We start from the raw sequence: 17,882 nt of genomic DNA, 5'->3' as shown, positions 1-17,882 counted from the left end.
TCCCCGTCCCCGACTCACGTACCTTTACGGCGCAGCCGCGGCGGCAGTGTTGCCAGCACGGCGTCCAGGGCGTTGATGCGTCCATGTCCGTCGAAGGCGACCCAGGGACCGTTCGCGCGCTTCGTGGAGTAGGCAACGGCGCCCACCCGGTCGGCTGTGCCCTCGATGATGTCCCGTACCTGGTCGCTGGTCAGTGTGGGATCCATGCTCAGGAGCAGAGCGGCGAGGCCGGCTACGTGCGGGGTGGCCGCGGACGTCCCCTGGAATGCGGAGGCCCAGTCGCGCCGGCCGAGGTCCGAGAGGTCTCCGTCCCCCCGCACTGTCGTGGTCGGTATGCCGATGCCGGGTGCCATGACCGAGAGTTCGGGCCCGGAGTTCGAGGCCCAGGTGGCGGTGAGCACCTGGTTGTCTGTCTGGTCGCTCGCTCCGCAGGCGATGACGTGGGTGTGACGGGCGGGATAGCCGATGCTTCCGGCATTGTTCCCAGCTGCGGCACACAGTATGACGTTGCCGTCGTGGGCGTGCGTGAGCGCTTGGTCGGTGAGCACCGTGCTGACCCCGCCGAGCACGAAGCTCATGTTGATCACGCGTGCACCATGTGCCACCGCATAGTTGACAGCACCTGCGGCCTCCACGTCGGTGGCCATTCCCAAGGCAATCGGCATGACCGGGCAGTCGCCCGCCACGCCGGCGACTCCCTTGAGGTTGTGGGTGGTGGCCGCCGCAACTCCGGCGACCATCGTTCCGTGGCCAGAGACGAAGTTGACTGTGTCGGGATTGGTGGACCCGTCGAAGTTGGGGCCGCCCGCACCGGTGACGAAGCGCAGGTCGGAATGGGCAAGGTCGCATCCCGTATCGATCACGGCGAGCGTGGTGGCACGCGAGCCGAACGTCAGATCCCAGGCCGATTGGCCATGTCCACCCGCGTGAATCTTGACCATGTTCCACTGCCCCGCGTACCCGGGTTGCGGCGCGTAGAAGGTATCCGCAGGCTCGAAGCAGTACGGGAGGAGCAGCGGCATGTTCTCGAACAAGATGCCGTCGTCGTCGCAGTCCGCGCGCTCCGTCAGCCGGGTTCGCGCCCGGTAGGCGGGGTGCCTGCGGGGCTCGACGATCGTGTAGTAGCGGTAACCGGGCAAGTAACGGGACTTGTCGCCGTTCTCCCGCAGTTCGACTCCTTCTGGCAGACAGCTCTCGTCGAGTTCCTCCTTGACCACCAGAACGTCCGGCAGGGGACAGTGCAGGCCGGCGCGCCCCGGAACGCCGAGGTGGTGGTAGACCGGGCCGATCCACTCGAGTTGGTCGCCGAGGTGCGCTTCGAAGGCGGCAAGGTCCTCGGCTGTCAGGGGCTGTCCCAAGGAGGTCCGGACCCAGATGTGGCGATCGGTGTGGTTGACCGCCTCCGTCTGATGTCCGGCTTCGGTGTCGGCGTCGCCCGGTTCGAAGACCAGGTCCAGCTCCCGCAGCCGGCCGACCAGCGCACTGCGGTCCGTCGGCGCACGGAAGCTGAGAAGCAGGCGGGTGGGATCGAGTCTGACGACCGTGTCCGCGTCGCGGCGCAGCTCGTCCGGATACGTTTCGGAGATCCCGCCGTCGTATGTCACAGGACCACCACCGCCTCTCGAGGATTCCGTCGCTGCGCAGGTCCGATCTCTCGCTTGGCCTCCCCAATCAAACGGCTGAGGAGCCGATCCCCCCGGTCAGGTTGAAGTCGGAGAGATGGAGCGGGCCTACGACCTGGGCGTTGGACCACGAGTACTTGACGTACTGAGGACCACGGAAGAAGTAGGCCCAGCCCACAGCCGGGCCGTCCCCTTGTAAGGCAGCGTGCACGCCTTTCGCGAACACCCCGGTCAGGTTCCAGTCCGATATCGGGGATGGGCCGCCGACGATCTGGACGTTGAACCAGTCGTACGTGATGTACTGGTCGCCCTTGAAGAAGTAGGCCTTGCCCACGGAGTCACCCTGCCCGTTGAGTGCCGTGTCAATTCCAGATGCGAAATTCGATGGCAGCCAGTCGCTCAGCGGATACGGGCCGTAGACCTTGTCGTCAGGTCCGGAGTGGAAGGCGTACTGACTGCCGCGGAAGAAGTGGGTCCTCATCCCCCATCCTCGGCTGTTAAGCGCGGCATCCACTCCGGAATTGAAAGAGGCTGGCAGGCCCCATTCCGTAAGGGGCGAAGGACCGGCATCCACCTGGTTCTGCGCCCAGTCATAGCGCAGGTACCGGTCGTTTCGGAAGAACCAGGCACGGCCCGAGCGGGAACGTTCATCGTTGAGTGCCGTGTCGAAGATGTACCCCATTGCGAACTCCTCACTCGGTGCAGCTGCTCGGCGCATGGGAGCGGCCGGTGCGCGCATACCTGGCGAGAGTGAGTGCTGTAAGAAATGGCACCTGGGGGAAGGGACCGATTGGGTCGGCTTTCCGTGTGGCACGCGACGTCGCCAAGCGTTTTCGCCAACAGCAGCATGGTTTCACAGGAGCTTCGGCCCTGCACACGGAGCGGGGCGCCGAAGCGCCGATCGCGTGGTCGACCGAGAGGCAAAGGAGGTGAGGGCGACGCACCCGTGGTGGATGAGGTGAACCGGCTTGCCGGTAACGGCCGTACGCGGAGGCGGCCTTCGTATGAACATGTGCTCCCACCAAGGAACACACACATTCAGAACGAAGGCCGTGAGGATGAGTCTGCTGCATCACGACGCCCGGTCTAGCGCACTGGCAAAACTGTCATGCTTCCGGGGTGAGTTCTACTCCTGCCTGACCACCCGTTCGGACGCGTTGTTCAAGCTGGCTGATGCCGTTCTCTGCGGCGACGGGCCGGTGAGGTCTCTGGCCGAGCTGTCGCTGGTAGGTGAACACCGCCGCGGCCATGGAGCGCTCTACGCCGCGGTGGCCCGTGGACGCATCGATGCCGACCAGCTGCGGCGGGCACTGGCCGAAGTGCCACTGCCACGGGCTGCCAACAGTCAGCTGGTCCTGGCCATCGACGTCACCTGCTGGCTGCGGCCCGATGCCCACACCTCACCACAGCGGATCCTGTGCCACACCTACGGCCGGGGCAAGGGCCAGCACATCCCGGTCCCCGGCTGGCCCTACTCGACCATCAGCGCACTGGAACCGGGCCGCAGCTCATGGACCGCACCGCTGGACGCTCTGCGTCTGACGTCCGGCGACGACACCGCCACCGTCACCTCTCGCCAACTGCGCGATCTGCTTCAGCGACTGATCGCAGCGGGACAGTGGCAGACCGGTGATCCCCACATCCTCATCGTCGCAGACGCCGGATATAACGCGCCCCGCCTCGGCTTCCTCCTCAAAGACCTGCCAGTCCAGGTGCTGGCCAGGATGCGATCCGACCACGTCCTACGCAGGGCTGTCCCGCCCCGGCTGCCAGACACCCAGGGCCGGCCGCCCCGGCACGGAGCGAGTTCGTCTTCGGACAGCCCGACACCTGGGGCACCCCGAACACCAAGACCGTCACCAACACCCGCCTCTACGGCACTGCCAGAGCCCGCTCCTGGGACCGCCTGCACCCCAAACTGACCCACCGCTCCTCCTGGGCAACCGCCGACGGCACCCTCCCCATTGTCGAAGGGACAGTGATCCGCCTGGACATCGACTACCTGCCCAGCGGAGCAACACCGAAGCCGGTCTGGCTGTGGCGGTCAGTCACCGACGCCACTTCGGCAGACACCGACCGGCCCTGGCAGGCATACCTGCGACGCTTCGACATCGAGCACACCTTCCGCCTCTTCAAAGAGACCCTCGGCTGGACCTCCCCGAAAATCCGCACCCCCGAGGCAGCCGACCGATGGACCTGGCTGATCCTCGCCGCCTACACCCAACTGCGGCTCGCCCGGCCGCTGGCGGCCGACCAACGTCGTCCCTGGGAAAGACCAACCCCGCCGGACAGGCTCACCCCCGCCCGAGTCCGCCGCGACTTCCGGCACATCCGCCCCAAGATCAGCTGCCCGGCCCAAGCACCGAAACCCACCCGCCCTGGCCCAGGACGACCCCCAGGCCGAAAGAACACCCGACCCACCCCACGCCACGACGTGCACACACCCCGCAAAACACCGGCGGCGAAACAGCGAACGAAGAAGTCGACCACCCCACGACCACGCAGCACAGGTTAAAGATCAAGTTAGGCAGTAAGCGGCGGCACTTGGACGGGCTGCTGGACACCTGCCGTGAGGTGCCACCACTGCCCGGCCTGGTCGCGGAAACGGACCAAAGCCTTGCACTGTCGAGGGTTCTCACGTACATGCCGATCGTCGGTATCCAGCAGCCAGGTAGCCACCTCCATATCCTCGTGGTGCCCAGGATGCTGCGCTTCGTCTGTGCCAGTGGACCAGATACATTCCGCTTCGCTGCCCAGGAGACCCAGGGACCGTCCTGGCCGGCATAGACCTCGATCAGTTCGACCTCGGTGATTGGGGCGGCACCGTTGTTCGTAACAGTCACCCGCTTGACGCAGCGCAGCGGCATCCGCCTCGGCAGCAGCCCGCTGTTCACGTGCGTCGTCTCGAGACATTTGCTGCCGAGTCAGCCGGTTTGCCTCCTTGGTAGCGTCCGCCTGGACCCGAGCGGAGATAACAGAGGCTTTGGCCGTCTTGGCCTGGTGCATGCTGACGCCAGCGGCGCCCACTGATACGACTACTGCGGCGAGGGCGGTCCAGTCTCCTGCGTCCATGGCGGAACGCTACCGGGAGAGAACGAGATCGCCGCCATCGGGCGGGACACGGACGCAAGAAGTCCGACGAAGCCGTCCCGCTCTGACGCCCCGCGTGCCTCATCACCGGAGTTTCAAGTTGCGCTTTTTTTCGAGCGCTCTGACGCTGGTGATATGGCACAGTCACGCCCGAGTCCATCCCAGGACTTCGCTAAGGTCCTGGGAAAATTTGCGCTCCGGCACGGATCGAAGGCGATCATAGATCAGCTCGTCGCACCAGGGACTGGCGCACTGGCTATCGAGCTATTCGACAATCTCGCTGAGACCGAGAATCTGATCGAACAGCGTCTGATATCCATAGAGTCGAGACTTTCGGAAATAATTGAGCAGCGCTATACGGTCGCAATGCGAACAGGCACTCGATACCTTACCGATTCAGGGTATGCAAATTCAACGCAGAGGCGTATTGAAGATCTTCACCATGCTCGCGCTGCATTCACTGAGGCATCAGCGGCAGCCCGGACCCCAGTTCAGGGGGCCGCCGCCGAGCGTTCTCTTCTATTGACGGCAATATCGCTCGGATGGAATGAATCAGCGGCACGAATTCTAAATCAGATGGATACGCTCTCGTTGAATGCTGCGCTTGATTCTAGGCTTGGCCGTGCCGACGGAGGAAAGGATGCCCGAGCCGCCGCAGATGACGTCTATTCCTTCGCAGCGAACCTGATGAGCGAGTCTACGCTCTTGGCCGAAGCCTTTGGGCTGCCCGCCCGCCGGAAGCCCAGCGAGAAGTACCTCACGCTGAAACGTACGATCCCACGCTCCCCGCGTCCGCGTTCCCTCTTTAATCGTTTGGACAATTTTCTGTCCTCAAAGCCCGCTGGAGCGACTGAGATAACTTACACTGCGTGGGCCTTCGATGCAGCCTTGGGAGACACGATTAATGTAGGGCCGCTCTCAGTTCATTTCATTCCAGGACGGAAACAGTCAACCAAGAGTTCTGCAACACAGTTCAAGCCAAAAAGAGAAATGGGGGACACTTGGATTTCCAGCGCCGAGATCAGACTTAACCTCCCCGCAGAACGTACGCTCTTGATATCCTTCCACGAGCATCCTCCGAATTACGAGAGTGACGAACCCTCTCTTGTAATGCATCCAGGGGAGTCTCACAGAACACTGAAAATGAGAATTCCACTTAGCCGTAAACTCCGGGATCCAGGAAGAAGCAAGAGCGCTCGACTCTGCATCGAACCTGTTGGAGCCGAAACTGACGTCGCGGTTTTCATCCCGTATGCTCCTGGCCGTTTTCCGGGAAATTATTAAATAGCAGGAATCACATATTTTTTTGCAAGGCGTGCCCGGTGATGAGCCCGCCGCCGTAGGCGGATTCGGCCCAGGTGAGGGTGAATTCAGGGTTGCCTAAAGAGTGTTGCACAAGGCTGCGAGCTGGGCATTTCCCTTGTATGGCTGGGGTGTTGAGTGCTGAACAGGTGTTGGGTGGAGAAGTTCACGGGGCTGGGCTTGACGCAGTTTTCGCGCTTGCTCAGGGCAGTGCGTGAGCGGGGTGGCAACGGCACGATGCAGGGCCGGCCGTGGAGCCTGCCGCTGGCCGAGCGGGTGTGGTCGCGGTGTATTACCGGACGAACCTGACCATGCGGCAACTGGGACCGCTGTTCGGAGTGTCCTCGTCAACCGCCTGCCGGGGGATCCAACGTCTCGGGCCGCTGCTGGCCCTCGAGCCCGTCTCCCGCCCGGCCGATGTCGCGGACCGGTTGTGGATCGTGGACGGCACGCTGATCCCGGTCCATGACCGCAAGGTCGGCGCATCCAGCCGCAACTACCGGTTCTCCGCGAATGTGCAGGTCATCGTGGACGCCGACACCCGCCTCGTGATCGCGGCGGCTCGACCGGCACCGGGCACCACCGCGGACGCGCACGCCTGGCGGGCCTCCGGGCTGAGCGAACACTGCCAGGGCGTGACCGTCCTGGGCGACGGCGCCTACCTCAACTGCGGGATGGTCGTGCCGCACGGCAAACGCCCAGGCCGGCCCCTACTGCCAGGCGAGGAAGCCGACAACGCCGCCCACCGCAAGGTGCGTGCCCGGGTGGAGCATGTGATCGGCAGGATGTAGAACTGCAAGATCCTCCGCGACTGCCGACAGCACGGTGACGGCCTCCACCACGGCGGGTACTGCGGGCGGCCACTCGGGAATTGTTCGCGGTGGTCCGCAACGAGCGGCGCGACCCGTTCGACCGGCTGCGGGCCGCCCGGGCGCTGGTGGACCTCGGGGACGCCCGGGGCACCGCGGAGATCTCCTCATTCGCGGCGCGCTCCCCCGCGCACGAAGTGGCCTGGGCCGCGGCCACTGCGGTCGGCCGGCTCGCGGCGCTGGTCGCCCGCCTCGGCTCCGCATCGTGGCCATCGCGCATACTCTGTCGTGGACACGAAGATGACCAAGAGCGCCGGCGAACACTGGGTCTGCTCGGTGCTCGCAAGCGCCGGATGGGGTGCCGCGCTCACTCGCGACGGGCTGGAGCGCACCGATATTCTCGCCGTCCGCGCTGATGGTACCCGGCGCATGATCGAGGTACAGGTCAAGACGGCAAGCCCTATGCCGCGGCCGAACTGGCGCTGCGGGACCAAGACTCAGCTGCCGTCCCTGAGCGACCGCGAGTGGTTCGTTTTCGTCGCTCTGGACCCGATGCCTGGGCAGGCGCCGGCGTCGTACGTCGTCCCGCGCGACCATGTGTGGGCTGCGGCGGGGATGGAGCACCAGGCATGGCTGGCCGAGCCGGGTGTCCCGCCCGGCAGGAGGAACACCGGCTTCGATCAGGCCCGCGTGTACGCGTCAACATGGGAGGGCTACCGCGACGCGTGGGACCTGCTGGAGCAGCCGACGTCGCAGTGCCCGGTTCGGCTGCCGCAAGCCTGGAGAGCGTGGGTGGACGATCCGCGCGTCGGCTTGCCGCCGGGACACCCATGGGGTGATCTCCTGCCCGACTGGCAGGCAGTGGAAGGCTCGTAGCTCTCACGGCGGGCAAGCCCTGGGCAGGACCCAGCTGTAGACCCTCTGTGCCCCGAGGTCTGCAGTGGCCCTGGACAGGCCGGTAGGACAGTGATCCGTTTCCACTTTCAGCATGGCGCAGGCGCTCACCGCTGACGCTCCCACCTTCAGTCGGATCTCGAGTCCGAGGTGCGGGCATGCCATCTGAGGAAGAGCTGTTCGCGTCCGTGGATGATGCTCTGTTGAACGAGGAGCCGCACCTGCCCCGGGACCGGCCGGCCGGTCCCACAACCCACCTGGCAGCGAACACCTCAGGGCCTTCAGGTAGAGGGAGTGGCCCGCTCCGGACCCCGAGTGCCGGCGCGCGTTCGGCCGCCGTGTTCCGCGGGCGGAGTGCCGGTACCCGAAGGGCGGCTCGTCCCACGGGTTTGTTAGGCGTCTGTAAGGAGGGGGTCATACGGGGTGTTCGTGCGGCGGCCTGCCATGAAGGAAAGGAAGTCGCCCACGAAGGCGCTGCGGCCGTAGGTGCCGTCGGTGGTGGTGAGGTCGCGGTGGAAGGCGGTGCGGAAGAGCGCCCGGTGCTCGTCCGCGTCGATGGTCCCGCTGCCGTCTTTGTCGGTGGCGTCGAAGAGCACCTCGGCAACGCGGATGAGCGCGGGCCCGGCAAGGGAGGGTACGGCGGCAGCGTACTCGTCGGCGCTGACGCGGCCGTCGCCGTCCGTGTCGAGGGTGGCCTGGAGTTCGCGCCACCAGGCGGCGAAGGCGTCGTAGAGGCGGGTCTCCTCGGGTTCGTCCAGGTCGAGGCGGGTGGCCATTTCGCGTGCCATGGCGGCGAGGTCGGGCCAGTCGAGGTGGCCGTCGCCGGTCTGGTCCAGCACCTGACGGAAGAACTCCTCCGCCGAGCGCCGGCCTTCTCCCGTGACCCGCGAGGCGGCCGGGACCGCGTCGGGGCCGGTCTCATCGCTCAGTGGTGTGAGGAGGCGGAGCAGGGCCGAGGCCCGCTTCATGCGGGCGCGCAGCGCGGTTACGGTCCGGGCGCGGGGGTCGTCGCTGTCGGGTGAGAGGGAGAGGGTCTCGATGATGGTTTCGGCGTCGATCCAGCCCTCGGGCAGGAATCGGGTGAGCCCGGCGGCCAGGTAGGCGCCCTGCATGAGGGTCGGGGCGCCAGGCATCTCGGGCAGGCCGGCCCTGCGCCGGTAGGGCTCGGGGAGCGAGGCGACGGTAATTGCGCCGAGAAGCGGACCGACGACGGCCCGGCCCGCCGCCCACAGTGTCGGTGCGCCGGCGAGCAGCGCGGGGGCGGGCAGGTGGTCGAAGAGCCGGTAGAGGATGACGCGGGCCGCCTCGGTGTTCTCCAGCTCCTCCTCGACGACCCTGTCGAAGTACCGCCAGAAATCGTTCAGTTGGTCGGGGAGTTCTCCGGCGTCACCGTCGAGCGCGGCGAGGAACGCGCGGTACTCGGCGTACATGCGCTCCATGGTGTCCTGGTCGAGCGGCTGGCCGCTCAGTCGGCACATGGTGACGGCGCTCTCGAAGAGGGCGGCGACCACCCAGGCGCGGGTCGCGCGGTCCATGGCGTCGTAGGTGCGGCCGCGGGCGTCGGAGCCGCTCATGCGGGCGTGCAGCCTGTTGAGGCGGCCGGCCTCCCGTTCACGTACCGCCGGATCGGCGTCGAACATGCGCCGCATGCTGAGGAAGGTGTTGCGCAGCCGGCGCCAGGGGTGGGCGACGAAGGTGGAGTTGTCGGCGAGGGCGGCACCGATCTGCGGGTGGGCGGCCTCCAGCACGGTGGCGCGGATGATGGCCAGCGCCCAGCGCGGGTCGTCGAAGAAGGCGCGGAACTGCGACTCCGGCCCGAACAGAGGTTCTTCGTCGGCCGTTGTGGTGGTTCCAGTCGTCATGAAGGGTCTCCGTTCGTCTGGGGCGGCACGCCGCCGAAGCGGCGGTCACGGCGCCGGTAGGTGTGCAGGCAGGCGAGGAAATCCGGGGCCCGGAAGTCCGGCCAGAGCGCCTCGGGGAAGACCCACTCGGCGTAGGCGACCTGCCAGAGCATGAAGTTCGAGATGCGCTGTTCGCCGGAGGTGCGGATGACGAGGTCCACGTCGGGGGTGTCGGGGAACGGCAGGTGGTCTGCGAAGAGCCGCTCGGTCACCTCCTCGGCGGGCGTCCCGCTTCGGATCAGCGACCTGGCGGCGTCCACGATGTCCCGGCGCCCGCCGTGGTCGAAGGCGACGGTCAGCGTCATCCCCCGGCTGTCGGCGGTCAGCGTCGCCAGATCCTCGAAGTCCTGAGCCAGCTCACGGGGGATGCGCGGGTCCGCGGCCCCGAGGAAGCGGCAGCGGATGCCGCGGGCGAGCAGCAGCGGCGCGTGCTTGCGCACAACCCGGCGGACCAGGCGCATCAGGTAGTCGACCTCAGAACCAGGACGGTTCCAGTTCTCGGTGGAGAAGGCGTACAAGCTGAGCCACTCGACGCCGGCCGCCCGGGCGGCCTCGATGATGTCGATGACGGTGGTCTCCGCTGCGCGATGGCCCGCCGTCCGGGGAAGCGAGCGCCGCTGAGCCCAACGGCCGTTGCCGTCCATCACGCAGGCCACGTGCCGCGGCACCGCACGCACCGGCCCGTCGACTCGCCACTGCTCGTCGCTGTCCTGTCGCCCGCTTGGCCGGTTCCCCGTCGCTGCGCCTGCGCGCTGGATGCCCTGCTCCTTCACACCCAGCCCCGTCTCACCCGCAGCGGCACGGTCGGCCCTGCCGCGCTCGGTCACGCCCACCCCGTATCGCCCATACGCGCGCCCCACCGGAGCGTCTCTCTCCAGGAGTCTGGCGTGAATGGAAGGGTCCTGACCGGCCAAACGGGGGCCCGTCACCCCTGGCTCATCTGCACGATTCCCTTCGGCCTCGGCAGCCTTCTCCATGGACTAGCAGAACCTGATCCCCAGCCTCGGCGTACCGCGACCTGGCTGTTGGTGCGGCCGTCCGGGGTGTTCCCGCCATCGTCGCGTGCCGGGTCGCGGTCCGGGGTGCACAGCGCGGTGAACTCGTCGTCGTCCAACCCATGCTGGCGCCGCGTACCGGCCCGTCCCGGAGTACACCCGAACGCCACGGCCGTCCGGTGGAAGAGATCTCCGGTGACGTGGCACCTGCCCCAGCCGATACTGACCGCCCCGACCGCCGACCCGGCTCTGCCTCCCGGCTGGGCCGCGGAGCCGAAGTGGGACGGCTACCGCGCACAGCTCGCCCGCTACGCCGACGGCCGCGTGCTCCTGCGCACCCGCCGTGGCGCCGACATGACGCCGTCGTTCCCTGAGATCCGGGCAGCGGCCGCACAGCTGCCAGGCGACACCGGCCTGGACGGCGTTATGTGACCTGTACGGGTGTCTCAGATCCAAGGTGTCTCAGGCGGTACACCTCCGTAGACGAGACGCGTTCGCCGCCGATGGTTCGGGGAGCCTAGGAAGGCAATAGGGCCGTGTGGCCGTCGGCACGGCGCGGATAACCTGCACGAATGAAGCGGATTCAGCGAGCGGCCGGCGCGGTCGTCGGCTCAGCGGTGGGCGACGCCCTGGGCCCCCCTTCGAGTTGGCCCCCGGGAGCGTTCTCCGCGCGGTTCCCCGCGCCCGGTGCCGGTGGCGAGATGTGCGGAGGCGGTGGCTGGGACCCCGGCGAGGCCACTGACGACACGCAGATGGCCGTCCTGGTCGCGGAGTCCCTGCTGGAGCGGAGCGGACTGGATCCGCCGGACATCTTCGCCCGCTTCCAGCGGTGGGCGGCATCAGAACCGAAGGACATCGGCTTGCAGACCGAAGGTCCTGCAGCCCGACATCGCCTTCTGGGCGACACCCCGGTGGCGCCAGGAGCCGCTGTTCATCGCAGCTCGGGACATGTCGCGCGTCACCGTGCCCGACGTCACGCCGATCGATTCCGCCTTCACCGCCTACGTCGCCGCACAGGCCGATGCCAGCGCCGAGACCCAAGGCTGGTCACCAGCCTTGCGCGAGCGCGTGCAGAACAGCCTGTACCTACTGACCGCCGTCCACGGTCCGCACGAGACAATCAAGGCCAGCACCGTTGCCACGCTACCGCGCCAGCAAAACCGACGTGCCGTCATCCGGGTCACCGAAGTCCTTGCCCACCTCGCTCTCCTCGACGACGACCGCATCGACCCCCTCGACGCGCGTGGATCCACCGCCGACTGGCCAGCGTGCACCCGGAGATCCGCGAAGAAGCCCTCGTGTGGATCCGCATCGTCCGTCACGACGGACCTCGCCGCCGTCTCCGCTCGACTACCACGGTCCGAAACCAGGCCAACTCCGCGATCCCGTTCCTTCTTGCCTGCTCGCAGCGCTACCGCACCCTTCGCCAGGTCAGCCGTGCCGACGTCACCGAGTGGCTCGGCCAATGCGCGGCACCGCACACCGAAGCCGTCGCGCCGCGCGACATGTTCAAAACCCTCACGAGCGAACGGCTGTTGTTCGCCAACCCCGCACGAGGCGTGAGCCTGGGATCCCGGCCCAGCTCGGTGCTCATGCCGCTGAGCCCCGAAACGATCCAGCGTCTGACCGCAGCCGCCGAGACCAACCCCGCCCTGAAGCTGCTGATCGCCCTCGTCGGCATCCATGCGCTCTACCCGCACCAGGCCCGAGCGCTGCCCCTGACCGCCTCCGACTTCACCCGCGGCCGGCTCACGCTCGGCAACATCGATCACCCCCTCGACGCCTTCACCCAGCAGGCCGCCGTCGACTACATCCACCTCCGGCACCAGCGCTGGCCATACCCACAACCCTCGCGTGTTCATCAGCTCGCAGACCGCGCACGCCCGGGCCCCGGTCACAACCGGCTGGATGCAGCCTCTGCTGCGCGGCCTCCCGGTCACCGCCCAGCAACTTCGCGAGGACCGAATCCTCGAAGAGGCCGCCGTCACCGGCGCTGACCCGCAGCACCTATGCGCGGTGTTCAACATCACTCCGGAGACCGGACTCCGCTACACCCGCTTCTTCCACCCCGACCCCACGGACAGCAACGACGTATCCGGCTGCAACATGGAGGCATCGTGACCGACCACCACGCTCAGCTGCTCGCCGCCATCGTCGAGCTCGGCGGTGAGCTGGAGCTCCCAGCCACCCGTAACGGGCGCTTCAGGGGCGCGGTCATCCCAGAAGGCTGCGCGGTCAGCGCCGGCCGCCGCCGATGCGGCGGTCGTCGGCCAGTGCGGTAAGCGGGCCGAACTCGCGGGCAAGCTGGGTCCACGTCAGAACCTCGCCACAGCGGGCCGGGAACTCCTTCGGGTTGAACTCGGGCATGGTCCAGGTGCCAGTGCCCCGGTCCCGCAGCCACAGGTCCCCGTCACCGTCGACCACAGTCGGCGGGACCGGTACGGGCTCGGCCTGATCGGTGGGCTCCCAGGTGACCCGGCCCGGGTGGGAAACGCGGCGCAGCTCGGTGGTGGCCAGCCGCGCGGCCAAGTCACGGGTGGACTCTTCGGCGTCCTTGACCGACGCGAGTCGGAATGCGTCGTCAAGTACGGGCAGGGCTGGATTCTTGCTGCGCTTTGAACTCATACGCTGACTACCTCCGGTGGGGGCGTCACATCCGTTATGGCACCCCGTAGAGGAACACGGTATCCGAGGCGGGAGCCGGGCCGGCTCCGACCACTGTCCAGGTGGAGGCGCTGGCACACCGGGCGGTGGGGCTAGTCTTCTGAGTCAGGAATCCTGTGTAAATAACCGGCGAGGCGTTCGAGGATCTCGTCTGCTGTCTTGGTCCAGGTGTAGGGCTTGGGATCGGTGTTCCATGCGGCGATCCAGGTGCGGATGTCCTCCTCAGCGGTCCAGGGCCTGGATCTGCGTCTTCTCGTCCATACAGAACACCAGCGCCCTCTCGGGCGGGTCCATATACGGGCCCACGACGTCGTGCACCTTGGCCACAAAGTACGGGTCCGTCGACAGCTTGAAGGTTTCCGAGCGGTGGGGCTGCAGGCCGAAGGCTCGCCAGATCCGCGACACGGTCGACTGGGAGAGGCCCAGCTCTCTCGCCATCGCTCTCGTCGACCAGTGCGTGGCGTTCCTCGGTGTCAACTCCAGCGTCCGCTTCACCACTGCGGCAACTTGCTCGTCGCTCACCGAGCGGGGGCCGCCGGATCTGGGCAGGTCACTCAGACCGGCGATGCGATGCTCGTTGAAACGCGCCCGCCAGCGGCCCACCGACTGCCCCGTCATGCCCACCAGGGCACCGACATCCTTGTTCGACATGCCGTCCGCGCAGGCCAGGATAATCCGGCACCGCACCGCCCATGACTGAGGAGTGGAGCGACGCCTGACCCACCCCTCAAGCGCCGCCCGCTCATCCACCGACAGCACCAACTCGGCCTTCGGCCGCCCCGTAAGAGCCATACCGCAAGCCTACATATATAGAAGGAACTCCTGACTCAGAAGACTAGTGCCGTGACCACGAATGTTCACGGTGTCGGCGGCCATACCGTCGGCCCGCCGGTCTGGCGGCGGGAGTTCAGCCGACCTCGTTGCGGACGGCGGTGTCGAGGTCGGTGGCGGTCAGGCCGAAGGTCTCGGTGGTCTCCGTCGCATCCATGTGGAACGGCGCGTACCACTGGTAGTCCATCTCGGCCATCTCGCGGGCGATCGGTACGATCAGCCCGGCCGTACGCGTCACGGAGCGCGGTATCTGGATTAGTTTGATCGGTGGCCGGCCTGCCGCGACGGCGTAGCGCCGCGCCAGCTCGCGAATGGTGACGGCCGGCGCGGACGGCACGTGCCAGGGTCGGCCCCACGCGCGTTCTTCCGAGGCCAGCGTGATGAGGGCCTGTGCCATGTCGCCGTTGAAGGTGAAGGTGTGCGGCATGTCCAGGTGGCCGGTGATCCAGGCCGCTTTCCCCTTCTGCAGGGCCGACTTGATGAGCAGGGAGTAGATGCCGTTGGCGTCCTTGCCGATGTAGTCGGAGCCGCGGACCTCGACGGTGCGGATCCCCCCGGCGAGGGCCTGTTCCCACATGCGTCTGCGCAGGCGGCCCTTGTGCCCGGTGGCGGCCATGGGGGTGTGTTCGTTCATCCGGCCGCCGGGCTGCGGACCGTAGGCGTAAAGGCTGCCGGTCAGCGCGAGGACGGCATCGTTCGCCTTGGCGGCGGTGATGGCCGCCGTCTGCAGGGGCGGCAACAGGCGCTCCCACACCGTGTATGAGGGTGGATTGGCGCAGTGGTAGATCACTTCCGCGCCGCGGGACAGTTCGGTCAGGCGGAACGGGTCGGACGCGTCTGCGGCAACCCGGTCGACCAGCGGGTGCTCGGGGCCGGAGCCGCTGCGGGTGACGATCCGGACGCTCTCGCCGCGCTCGGCGAGCAGACGAGCGACGTTGGTACCGATGGAACCGGCACCGATGATGACGTGCTTGGCCATGACGGTTTCTCCTTCTCCGGGGTATCGGTCAGTCGTCCACGCCGGAGCCGGTATAGCTGGGCACGTCTGCGAGCATGCCGGCGATCTGCGGGTTGAGCTCGTTGCGGCGCCGGTGCAGTTCCTGGATCTTGGCGTTCAGGTCAGGGTCGTCGTCGTCACTGACGTCGAAGATCTCCAGCCGTTCGACCAGGTGCAGCCCGAGGTGGTCGGTCTGGTAGGTGGTCGGGTGCGTCAAATAGGCGAAGAGCCCGTCGAGATGTTCGACGACGAACACCGCGCCGTACGTGTAGTCGCCGCCGTGGTCGCGGCCGACGACGAAGGACTTGATGGCGGGGTTCGACCGGCCCTGATTGCGCCAGCTCTCCAGCACCCCTTCGATCTGTTCAGGCGTCGCAGTGGCCTTCATCGTGACTCTGTTGATGTGGTAAATCATGACTTACTACCCGTTCCTAACGTTGTTAGATTTCCTAACGGCGTTAACTATGACGCGCGTCGCCGGCGCGGTCAAGGCGGTGACTAGTGTTCGAGGACACCATCGAAGCGAAGTGACGGACCATGCCGACCAGCACGAGACGGGCCCGCGAACGGGCGAACACCCGGGAGCGGATCATCGAGGCCGCGCTGCACGTCCTCGAGACCGAGGGCATCGCGGCCCTGACGATCCGGCGCATCGCCACCGACGTCGAATATTCCGCGCCCGTCGTCTACCAGCACTTCGCCAACAAGGACGCGCTCGTACTGGAGCTGGTCGCGCACGGTCACCGCCTGATGCTGAACGAGTTCCGCCAAGCCGCGCAGGAGCCCGATACGGACCGGCGCATGACGTGCATTGCGTCGCAGTACGTCCGGTTTGCCGGCGAGCACCCCCACCTCTTCCAGGTCATGAACGACCCGGTGGTCGACGCGGACGAACGCCGGCGCGTCGCGGAACCGGTCATCGACGTCCTCAAGGAGCTGCTCACCACCTGGTCGGCTGCACACGACGTGGTCCTGGCCGAACTCGACCAGGCCTGCGAGATCCTCTGGGGCACGCTGTACGGCATCGCGTCGCTCAGTTACCTCGGCAGCGTAGGCAACGATCGCGCCCGCTACCTCGCCGAACAGGCGCTTCGCACGATCCTCCTCGGCTGGCGAACCGAGACGCCGGCGAACGGTCGACCGGCGAGCAGCTAGGTGCTCCGATCGCTGTGGTTCGCCGGGTTTAATACTCCAGCAGCGGTTCGTGTCCTGAGCTGGTTCGCGTCGTTGACCGGGCATGGTGGGGATGGTTGACGCTCAGGGGTGGGCTGCGGAGTTGGAGTCGGTGTTCGCGCGGGTGGCGGGCCGGTTTGCCCGGGCGGATCTGCGGTGGCGGATGCGGGACTATCTGCGGGGTCTGCTGGCGCCGGTGGCCCGGAAGAATGGCTGGCAGCTGGCCGAGTACGCAGGCCACAAGACTCCGGATGGGTTCCAGAGACTGCTGAACCACAGTGTCTGGGAAGCGGATGCTGTCCGTGACGACATGCGGGACTACGTCGCTGCGAAGCTCGGTGCAGGCGGGGTCGTGATCATCGACGACACCGGGTTCGTCAAGAAGGGCACCACGTCCGCGGGGGTGGGCCGGCAGTACACGGGCACCTCAGGAAAGATCGACAACTGCCAGATCGGCGTGTTCGCCGCTTAGGCCACGAGCCGTGGACGGGCCTTGGTGGACCGGGAGTTGTATCTGCCGAAGGCCTGGACCGGCGATCGGGAACGGTGCCGGGCAGCGAAGATCCCCGACGAGCGCGAGTTCGCGACGAAGGGCGACCTCGCCAAGGCGATCGTCACCCGCTGCCTGGCCGCGGGCCTGCCCGCCCAGTGGGTGACGGCAGACGAGGCCTACGGCCAGGAGTGGAAGTTCCGCCGGCTCCTCGAGGAGCTCGATGTCGGCTATGTGGTCGCAGTGCCAAAGTCGCAGCAGGTCAAGAGCCTGGCTGGATTCTGGAGGATCGACGAACTGATCGCCCAGGCACCCCAGGACGCCTGGCAGCAGCTGTCCTGCGGCAACGGCGCGAAAGGCCCGCGCGTCTACGACTGGGCCAGCGCCCGGCTGTCGGCGATCGGTTTCTTCGACGGCGACACTTCCACCCATCACCGCTGGGTGCTGGCCCGCCGGAGCCTGACCCGCCCCGAGGAGATCGCCTACTACTTCGCCTACGCCCCCGTGACCTGCACCGTTGCCGATCTGGCGAGGGTGGCCGGGATGCGGTGGGCGATCGAGGAGTGCTTCCAGGCCGCGAAGAACCATTCCGACCAGGTACACGCCGGCCCTCCCCGACGGGGAGGACGGGTGTTTTGGGCTATGACGCGTGGGCGAGTGCCTGTGCGAGCTCGTCGTCGGACGCGGTGTTCTGATAGCGGGCGCCCGCCTCCATCTTCACCTGGGGTTGCAGCGAGCCCACCGCCATCTTCTGCGTCACCGGGGCGTTGTCGGGCACCCACTTGATCAGGGTGCTCTCCCCCGCGAGCACGAAGCGGGCGCCGTCGTCGGGCAGGGACGCGCGGACGTCCGCCGCTACCGAACCTACCGGGCACCCGCGTACAGGGGTTCAGAGACAGGCGCTACGCGGCCCGCATAGTCTGCGCACGCCGGTTTCTCCTGTCTGGGGAGCGCCGGGCAGGCGGCGAGGGGCGGCGCATTCTGGGGATGCGCCACTTCTCGCTGCTGTTCGAGCATCGCCCGTCCCCGCTTGTGGCGGTTCGCCAGGGCAGCCCTTCCTGAGTGGCCCAGTAGCGCGCTCAGCCACGTGTGGCAGCGCCCGGCTCGGTGCCTC

At 67.1% G+C, this 17,882-nt stretch carries 12 protein-coding genes and 5 pseudogenes; 9 read left to right on the top strand and 8 right to left on the bottom strand.

The features are described from left to right. Window positions 1-14: 14 nt before the first annotated feature. Window positions 15-1,604 carry a S8 family serine peptidase gene (locus tag ACFVYS_RS33475; protein ID WP_389508216.1) on the bottom strand — a complete coding sequence of 530 codons (1,590 nt, stop codon included), beginning with the start codon at window positions 1,602-1,604 and terminating at the stop codon, window positions 15-17. A 67-nt stretch (window positions 1,605-1,671) separates the two neighbouring features. Then, window positions 1,672-2,304, bottom strand: coding sequence for a hemopexin repeat-containing protein (locus tag ACFVYS_RS33470; protein WP_389508214.1), 633 nt, complete (start codon window positions 2,302-2,304; stop codon window positions 1,672-1,674). Window positions 2,305-2,680: 376 nt separating this feature from the next. Here ACFVYS_RS33470 and ACFVYS_RS33465 point away from each other — a divergent pair. The 4 genes and pseudogenes from ACFVYS_RS33465 to ACFVYS_RS33450 all read left to right on the top strand — a co-directional run bounded on the left by ACFVYS_RS33465 (window position 2,681) and on the right by ACFVYS_RS33450 (window position 7,699). After that, window positions 2,681-4,137: pseudogene (locus tag ACFVYS_RS33465) on the top strand (NF041680 family putative transposase). Between the two features lie 710 nt (window positions 4,138-4,847). Then, window positions 4,848-5,996 (top strand): hypothetical protein, encoded by a 1,149-nt coding sequence (locus ACFVYS_RS33460; RefSeq protein ID WP_389508212.1) that lies wholly within the window; start codon window positions 4,848-4,850, stop codon window positions 5,994-5,996. A gap of 140 nt (window positions 5,997-6,136) precedes the next feature. After that, window positions 6,137-6,802, top strand: a pseudogene (locus ACFVYS_RS33455) (transposase family protein); the annotation flags it as partial. Window positions 6,803-7,123: 321 nt separating this feature from the next. Further along, window positions 7,124-7,699 carry a hypothetical protein gene (locus ACFVYS_RS33450; RefSeq protein WP_389508210.1) on the top strand — a complete coding sequence of 192 codons (576 nt, stop codon included), beginning with the start codon at window positions 7,124-7,126 and terminating at the stop codon, window positions 7,697-7,699. A 410-nt stretch (window positions 7,700-8,109) separates the two neighbouring features. Here ACFVYS_RS33450 and ACFVYS_RS33445 read toward each other — a convergent pair whose 3' ends face one another. Together ACFVYS_RS33445 and uppS are read right to left on the bottom strand one after the other, a co-directional pair. Continuing rightward, the gene (locus ACFVYS_RS33445) at window positions 8,110-9,579 is read right to left on the bottom strand and encodes an oxygenase MpaB family protein (protein ID WP_389508208.1); all 1,470 of its coding nucleotides are present in this window, start codon (window positions 9,577-9,579) and stop codon (window positions 8,110-8,112) included. Further along, the gene (uppS, locus tag ACFVYS_RS33440; RefSeq protein WP_142270741.1) at window positions 9,576-10,295 is read right to left on the bottom strand and encodes a polyprenyl diphosphate synthase; all 720 of its coding nucleotides are present in this window, start codon (window positions 10,293-10,295) and stop codon (window positions 9,576-9,578) included. The genes ACFVYS_RS33445 and uppS overlap by 4 nt, the downstream gene beginning before the upstream one ends. Before the next feature lie 513 nt (window positions 10,296-10,808). On the opposite strand from uppS, the gene ACFVYS_RS33435 reads away from it, so the two are divergent. The 3 genes and pseudogenes from ACFVYS_RS33435 to ACFVYS_RS33425 all read left to right on the top strand — a co-directional run bounded on the left by ACFVYS_RS33435 (window position 10,809) and on the right by ACFVYS_RS33425 (window position 12,610). After that, window positions 10,809-11,045 (top strand): hypothetical protein, encoded by a 237-nt coding sequence (locus ACFVYS_RS33435; protein ID WP_389508206.1) that lies wholly within the window; start codon window positions 10,809-10,811, stop codon window positions 11,043-11,045. Window positions 11,046-11,185: 140 nt separating this feature from the next. Next, window positions 11,186-11,489, top strand: a pseudogene (locus tag ACFVYS_RS33430) (ADP-ribosylglycohydrolase family protein); the annotation flags it as partial. A gap of 392 nt (window positions 11,490-11,881) precedes the next feature. Then, complete coding sequence (locus tag ACFVYS_RS33425; RefSeq protein ID WP_389508289.1) at window positions 11,882-12,610, top strand: hypothetical protein; 729 nt, start codon at window positions 11,882-11,884, stop codon at window positions 12,608-12,610. A 238-nt stretch (window positions 12,611-12,848) separates the two neighbouring features. On the opposite strand, the gene ACFVYS_RS33420 is transcribed toward ACFVYS_RS33425, so the two are convergent. From ACFVYS_RS33420 to ACFVYS_RS33405, 4 genes and pseudogenes are all read right to left on the bottom strand, one after another. Next, a complete protein-coding gene (locus ACFVYS_RS33420) occupies window positions 12,849-13,238 on the bottom strand; it encodes a hypothetical protein (RefSeq protein ID WP_389508204.1) in 390 nt (129 codons plus the stop codon). 264 nt (window positions 13,239-13,502) lie between these two features. Next, window positions 13,503-14,069: pseudogene (locus tag ACFVYS_RS33415) on the bottom strand (IS630 family transposase); the annotation flags it as partial. A gap of 115 nt (window positions 14,070-14,184) precedes the next feature. After that, window positions 14,185-15,087: an SDR family oxidoreductase gene (locus ACFVYS_RS33410; RefSeq protein WP_389508202.1), complete on the bottom strand. Its 903-nt coding sequence runs from the start codon at window positions 15,085-15,087 to the stop codon at window positions 14,185-14,187. Between the two features lie 28 nt (window positions 15,088-15,115). Beyond that, on the bottom strand, window positions 15,116-15,520 hold the full coding sequence (locus ACFVYS_RS33405; protein WP_389508200.1) for a Dabb family protein: 405 nt from the start codon (window positions 15,518-15,520) through the stop codon (window positions 15,116-15,118). Between the two features lie 122 nt (window positions 15,521-15,642). Here ACFVYS_RS33405 and ACFVYS_RS33400 point away from each other — a divergent pair, with 122 nt between their 5' ends. Continuing rightward, window positions 15,643-16,260 carry a TetR/AcrR family transcriptional regulator gene (locus ACFVYS_RS33400; RefSeq protein WP_389508198.1) on the top strand — a complete coding sequence of 206 codons (618 nt, stop codon included), beginning with the start codon at window positions 15,643-15,645 and terminating at the stop codon, window positions 16,258-16,260. A gap of 82 nt (window positions 16,261-16,342) precedes the next feature. Beyond that, a pseudogene (locus ACFVYS_RS33395) lies at window positions 16,343-17,554 on the top strand (IS701 family transposase). Window positions 17,555-17,882 lie beyond the last annotated feature (328 nt).

Origin of the sequence: Streptomyces sp. NPDC058295 (genome assembly GCF_042880655.1) — a bacterium.
Lineage (GTDB): Bacteria > Actinomycetota > Actinomycetes > Streptomycetales > Streptomycetaceae > Streptomyces > Streptomyces coriariae.
Note: the sequence above shows the minus strand (reverse complement) of the source record. Positions and strands in the feature narration are given on the sequence as shown.

Bases quoted from the DNA above. Each gene is read 5' to 3' on its own strand.
- ACFVYS_RS33420 (WP_389508204.1), bottom strand. From the start codon at position 13,238: ATGAGTTCAAAGCGCAGCAAGAATCCAGCCCTGCCCGTACTTGACGAC.
- ACFVYS_RS33405 (WP_389508200.1), bottom strand. From the start codon at position 15,520: ATGATTTACCACATCAACAGAGTCACGATGAAGGCCACTGCGACGCCT.
- ACFVYS_RS33450 (WP_389508210.1), top strand. From the start codon at position 7,124: ATGACCAAGAGCGCCGGCGAACACTGGGTCTGCTCGGTGCTCGCAAGC.
- ACFVYS_RS33470 (WP_389508214.1), bottom strand. From the start codon at position 2,304: ATGGGGTACATCTTCGACACGGCACTCAACGATGAACGTTCCCGCTCG.
- ACFVYS_RS33400 (WP_389508198.1), top strand. From the start codon at position 15,643: ATGCCGACCAGCACGAGACGGGCCCGCGAACGGGCGAACACCCGGGAG.
- ACFVYS_RS33445 (WP_389508208.1), bottom strand. From the start codon at position 9,579: ATGACGACTGGAACCACCACAACGGCCGACGAAGAACCTCTGTTCGGG.
- ACFVYS_RS33460 (WP_389508212.1), top strand. From the start codon at position 4,848: ATGGCACAGTCACGCCCGAGTCCATCCCAGGACTTCGCTAAGGTCCTG.
- ACFVYS_RS33410 (WP_389508202.1), bottom strand. From the start codon at position 15,087: ATGGCCAAGCACGTCATCATCGGTGCCGGTTCCATCGGTACCAACGTC.